Source organism: Halanaerobium kushneri, from assembly GCF_900156285.1.
GTDB classification, from domain to species: Bacteria; Bacillota; Halanaerobiia; order Halanaerobiales; family Halanaerobiaceae; genus Halanaerobium; species Halanaerobium kushneri.
In genome coordinates this window covers 1-5,341 of the sequence record NZ_FTNC01000048.1, presented here as the reverse complement: position 1 = coordinate 5,341, position 5,341 = coordinate 1, and the positions used below count along the sequence as shown (strand labels likewise).

Here is a 5,341-nt window from a genome sequence, read left to right as displayed (position 1 = left end):
AGATATATTAAAAGCAATAGTTGGGAGGTTGATCCAAGATATGAAAGAAGAAAACTGGCAAGAAAATATGGAAATCCCATTCCATACCCCAGAAGACACAGACAAAGAGTGGTATAAATACGAATGTCCTAAATGTGGGGAGGAAGATGAAGTTCCAGGCTATGTGATAGATGAGTTTGCAATGGGAAAAGATTTGAAAGAGGGTGAGATGCCAGGAGTGGCATGTCCTGAATGTGGTGCGAAAATGAAGTTTAAATATACATTTGAAAGATAAAACCCTACTAAAGAAATATTAATTAACTTCTATAGTAGGGTGGCCGTCAGGCCATTTTGTTCTTTTAGATAGATTTTTTTAACTTGAAGTTTATTTTAATAATAGATATTTTATAAAACCGCTCATTAATTGTGAGTGGTTTTTGTGTTATAATTTACTTGCATTTTTTTATAAATATAGTATTATATAATTAAAGGTCAAGATAAGTCAAAGTTAGGAGGGGGAGAATATGTCAAGTTTATCTGATCAAATTGAAAGATATTTGCGAAGACAGATTTCTAAATATCAGGGTAAGGTAAAAATAAAAAGAAATCAATTAGCTGAAAATTTTGATTGTGCTCCTTCCCAAATAAATTATGTACTGGATACACGTTTTACAGTGGAGAAAGGTTATGTTGTAGAGAGTCAGCGTGGTGGTGGAGGCTTTATTAGAATTATTAGAGTAACCCTGGATTCGGAGAAAGAAGTAATCCAGAATGTTATAAATAAATTGGATAGAGAAATTAGTCAGAAAGAAGCTCATGGAATTATAAAAAGACTTTATGATAATGATTTGATTTCTGAAAGAGAATTATATTTAATGGAAAGGGCAGTTCATCGCAATGTCCTGAGTATTTCTTTACCGGAAAGAGATTATTTGAGAGGGCGTATCTTGAAAAATATGCTGGAAGTTATATTTAAAGTGAAGGAGGAGTAGCTAATGCTCTGTGATAGATGTGGAGAAAATGAAGCATCCGTTCATTTGACCAGGATTATAAATGGGCAGAAGGAAGAAATACATCTTTGTGAAGATTGCGCCCGGAAAAGCAGCAAGTTGAATTCTGATGATAATAATTTGAGTTTTCAAAGTCTATTATCCGGAATTTTAAATCATAATTTTTCTAATCAAGACTCATCGTTTTTCTCAAATAAAAATTCCGAAAAAGTGATTTGTCCCAATTGTGGTTTAAGTTATCAGGAATTTACTCAAAGTGGACTCTTTGGTTGTGGAGAATGTTTTAAGGTTTTTGATAAAAAATTAGATGATTTATTTAAGAGAATCCATGGCAACACAAGGCATAGTGGAAAATATCCTCTTTCATTTAAACAAAAAATTGAAGCAGAATCTGAAATAAATCAACTAAAAATAGATATGCAGACTGCTGTAGAAAATGAAGATTTTGAAAGAGCCGCTAAAATTAGGGATGAAATCCATGCAATCAAAGATGACATGGAGGAAGAGCAAAATGGAAAATAAATTTGTAAATAGTTGGCAGATGGAAGCTGGAAAGGAAAAGGATGTTATTTTAAGTTCTAGAATTCGATTGGCAAGAAACTTAAAAAAATATAAATTTCCTAACAAGAGTAATGATCTCGAAAAAAATAAATTAATTGATATGTTAAGATCTAAACTTGATTTTTTAAATGATAGTGGATTTGAATTTTATTTAATGAGCGATTTAGATGAAGTTGAAAGAGAAGTTTTGCATGAGGAACATCTTATAAGTAGAGGACATACTGAAAGTACAACAACTAAAGCACTTTTTTTAAATAATACAAATCACCTTTCAATTATGATTAATGAAGAAGATCATTTAAGACTCCAAATTTTAAAAGCTGGTTTTGAATTCAGCAAAATTTGGGAAGTTATAGATCAACTGGATAATCAGTTGGATAAAAAATTAGAATATGCTTTTTCTGATAAATGGGGTTATTTAACCAGTTGCCCGACAAATGTGGGGACAGCTATGAGGGCTTCTGTGATGTGTCACTTGCCTGCTCTTGTTTTGAGTGGTAGAATTGATAATATTTTGGGGGCGGTTGGTAAGTTTGGTCTTACTGTTAGAGGTGTAGCTGGAGAAGGGAGCAGCAGTGAAGCTGAACTTTTTCAGATCTCTAATCAAATAACTCTTGGTTTTAATGAAAAGGAAATAATGGAAAAATTGGAGAGCGTCATTCAGCAAATCATTACTGAAGAGAGAAAAAGTAGAGAATATTTGTTGAGAAATAATTATATTAAACTAAAAGATAATGTTGCTAGATCTTTCGGTATTTTGAAATATGCCTATCAACTTGAAGAAGCTGAGGCTTTGAAATATTTATCAAGAATTAAATTTGGTCAGGATACAAATTTAATTAAAGAAAATATAGATCAGGATTTATTTTCAAAATTATTATTCAAAATAAAGGATGCTCATTTAAAATATAATTTTGGTAATAATCTTAATCAGGAAAAATTGAATATAAAAAGAGCGGAAGTTATAAGAAATATATTAAATGAGGAGTGAAAATAATGTTTGCTAAATTTACAGAAAGGGCAAGAAAAGTTTTAAGTATAGCTGAACAGGAAGCTTTAAAACTTAAGCATAGTTATGTAGGAACAGAGCATATTCTTTATGGTTTAATTGCTGAAGGTCAGGGGATTGCTGCTCGTTCACTAATAGATAATGATGTTAGCAAGGAAGTAATTGAAAGCAAAATAATTGACATGATAGGAAAAGGACAGAATGAAGTTAAAGGCTCTATTGGTTTAACTCCCCGGAGTAAAAAGGTGTTAAATTTAGCGATGGATGAAGCTCGAAAGATGGGACACAATTATATTGGAACAGAACATCTTTTGCTTGGTCTGATTAGAGAAGGAGAGGGTGTTGCTGTTAGAATTTTGATGGATTTAAACAGTGACATCAGCAATATTAAAGAAGAAGTAGTTGATTTGCTTGGAGGGAAAAATTCTATGCAAAAAAACAAAAAATCTTCTGGTAGAAAAACTAAAAATTTGGATGAATACAGTCGAGACTTAACTGAAATGGCCAGGGAAAATAAACTAGATCCAGTTATAGGACGTGATAAAGAAATTAATAGAGTTATTCAGGTTTTAAGTCGAAGAACAAAAAACAACCCAGTTTTAATTGGTGAGCCTGGTGTTGGAAAGACAGCAATTATTGAAGGACTGGCACAGATGATAGTTAGTGAAAATGTACCGGAACTTTTATTGAATAAGCGAGTTGTTTCTCTCGATTTAAGTTCTCTTGTTGCAGGTTCAAAATATAGAGGTGAATTTGAGCAGCGTTTAAAAGCTGTAATGACAGAGATCATTGAAAGTGGAAATATTATTCTTTTTATAGATGAAATGCATACTTTAGTTGGTGCTGGTGCTGCTGAAGGAGCAATTGATGCAGCCAATATTTTAAAACCTGCTCTTGCCAGAGGGGAATTACAGGCTATTGGAGCTACGACTCTTGATGAATATAGAAAGTATATTGAAAAAGATGCCGCTTTAGAAAGAAGATTTCAGTCTGTACTTGTCGAAGAAAACTCAACTGAAGAGGCAATAGATATTTTAAAAGGATTGCGTGATCCTTATGAAGCCCATCACAAGGTTAAAATTACCGATCAGGCCATAGAAGATGCTGTTGTTTTATCACACAGATATATCTCAGACAGATTTCTACCGGATAAAGCAATTGATTTAATTGATGAGGCTGCTTCTAAAGTTAGGTTGAGTAATAGCACTAGACCACCTGAATTTAAAGAATTAAGTCAGAAATTAGAAGAGGCTGAAAAAGAAAAAGAGGCAGCTGTAAAAAATCAGGAATTTGAAAAAGCTGCCCGGATGAGAGATAGAGAAAAATCCTTAAAAAAGGAATTGGAAGAATTAAAAAACAACTGGGAAGATGAAAAAGGGAAAGCAGAAGCTGTTGTTACTACAGAAGATATTGCAGAAATAGTTTCGAGCTGGACTGGAATTCCTGTCACAAAACTGGAAGAAGCAGAAACTGAGAGGTTGTTGAGACTTGAAGACGAATTACACAAACGTGTTATCGGTCAGGACGAAGCAATTAAGGCTGTTTCCGAAGCCGTACGCAGAGCCAGAGCTGGCTTGAAAGATCCTAAGCGCCCAATTGGTTCTTTTATTTTCCTGGGGCCTACAGGTGTTGGTAAAACAGAATTGGCTAAAACTCTTGCTGAAACAATGTTTAATGATGAGGATGCAATGATCCGAGTTGACATGTCTGAGTATATGGAAAAACATTCGGTCTCGAGACTGGTCGGTTCACCTCCTGGTTATGTAGGTCATGATGAGGGCGGTCAATTAACTGAGCCGGTGCGCAGAAGACCATATTCTGTTATCTTGTTTGATGAGATCGAAAAAGCACATCCAGACGTATTTAATGTACTCCTGCAGATTTTAGAGGATGGTGTATTGACAGACACTCATGGCCGTAAAGTTGATTTTAAAAACACAATTGTTATTATGACCTCTAATGTGGGGGCGGACTTTATTGAGAAGCAGTCACAGCTTGGTTTTAAAACAGAAAATGATGAAGAAGCAAATTATGATAAGATGAAAGATAATGTTATGTCACAGCTTAGAAAGACGTTTAGGCCAGAATTTTTAAATAGGTTGGATGAAATTATTGTCTTCCATTCCTTAAATAAAGAGCATATCAAAAAGATTGTTGATCTAATGCTAGATGATTTAAGAGAGCGGCTGGAAGAAAAAGAAATTAAGCTTGAAATGACTGAAGCTGCTAAATCTAAACTGGCCGAGGATGGTTACGATTCTGAATTTGGTGCACGGCCTCTAAGAAGGACAATTCAGCGGCAAATAGAAAATCCACTTTCAATTAAAATTCTGGATAAAGAATTTGAAGAAAAGAATAAAATTATCGTGGATGTTAAAGGCGATGAGTTTGAATTTAAAGTAAATTAGGCTTTTGACAGTAAATTCAGAGATTCCGCAAATGATTTTTAAAAAATAAGGAGAATACAGTTCAAACAGTATTCTCAGCAGTAGTTCCAAAATAAAGAATATTAGAAATATTAGTCATACAATTATCCCAATTAAAAACCTTATGATGATTGATAATTCGGGCTTTAATAAAGGAAATCCCCGCCCTTTTTTGAAAGTGTTAATTGACAAGAAAAACACACAAAAAAGGAGACGGGGAAAAATGAAAACTAAAAATCATACATTAAGTTGTTATCAATATTGTAACAGGGTCTACGATTTAATTCAAAAATTAGAGCAGATTGAAGATAAAAGAGTTCATCCTTCAGTAAAACTACCAACTGTAATTTTAGTTA

At 33.5% G+C, this 5,341-nt stretch carries 4 protein-coding genes and 1 pseudogene; all 5 read left to right on the top strand.

The genetic code is table 11. The features are described from left to right. Window positions 1–274 (top strand): annotated as a pseudogene (locus BW929_RS14985) (hypothetical protein); the annotation flags it as partial. 229 nt (window positions 275–503) lie between these two features. Further along, window positions 504–971, top strand: coding sequence for a CtsR family transcriptional regulator (locus BW929_RS14980; protein ID WP_076546270.1), 468 nt, complete (start codon window positions 504–506; stop codon window positions 969–971). A 3-nt stretch (window positions 972–974) separates the two neighbouring features. Then, complete coding sequence (locus BW929_RS14975) at window positions 975–1,511, top strand: UvrB/UvrC motif-containing protein (RefSeq protein WP_076546269.1); 537 nt, start codon at window positions 975–977, stop codon at window positions 1,509–1,511. After that, window positions 1,501–2,541, top strand: coding sequence for a protein arginine kinase (locus tag BW929_RS14970; RefSeq protein ID WP_076546268.1), 1,041 nt, complete (start codon window positions 1,501–1,503; stop codon window positions 2,539–2,541). The genes BW929_RS14975 and BW929_RS14970 overlap by 11 nt, the downstream gene beginning before the upstream one ends. Window positions 2,542–2,546: 5 nt before the next feature. After that, window positions 2,547–4,967, top strand: coding sequence for an ATP-dependent Clp protease ATP-binding subunit (locus BW929_RS14965; RefSeq protein ID WP_076546267.1), 2,421 nt, complete (start codon window positions 2,547–2,549; stop codon window positions 4,965–4,967). The last annotated feature ends 374 nt before the right edge of the window (window positions 4,968–5,341 follow it).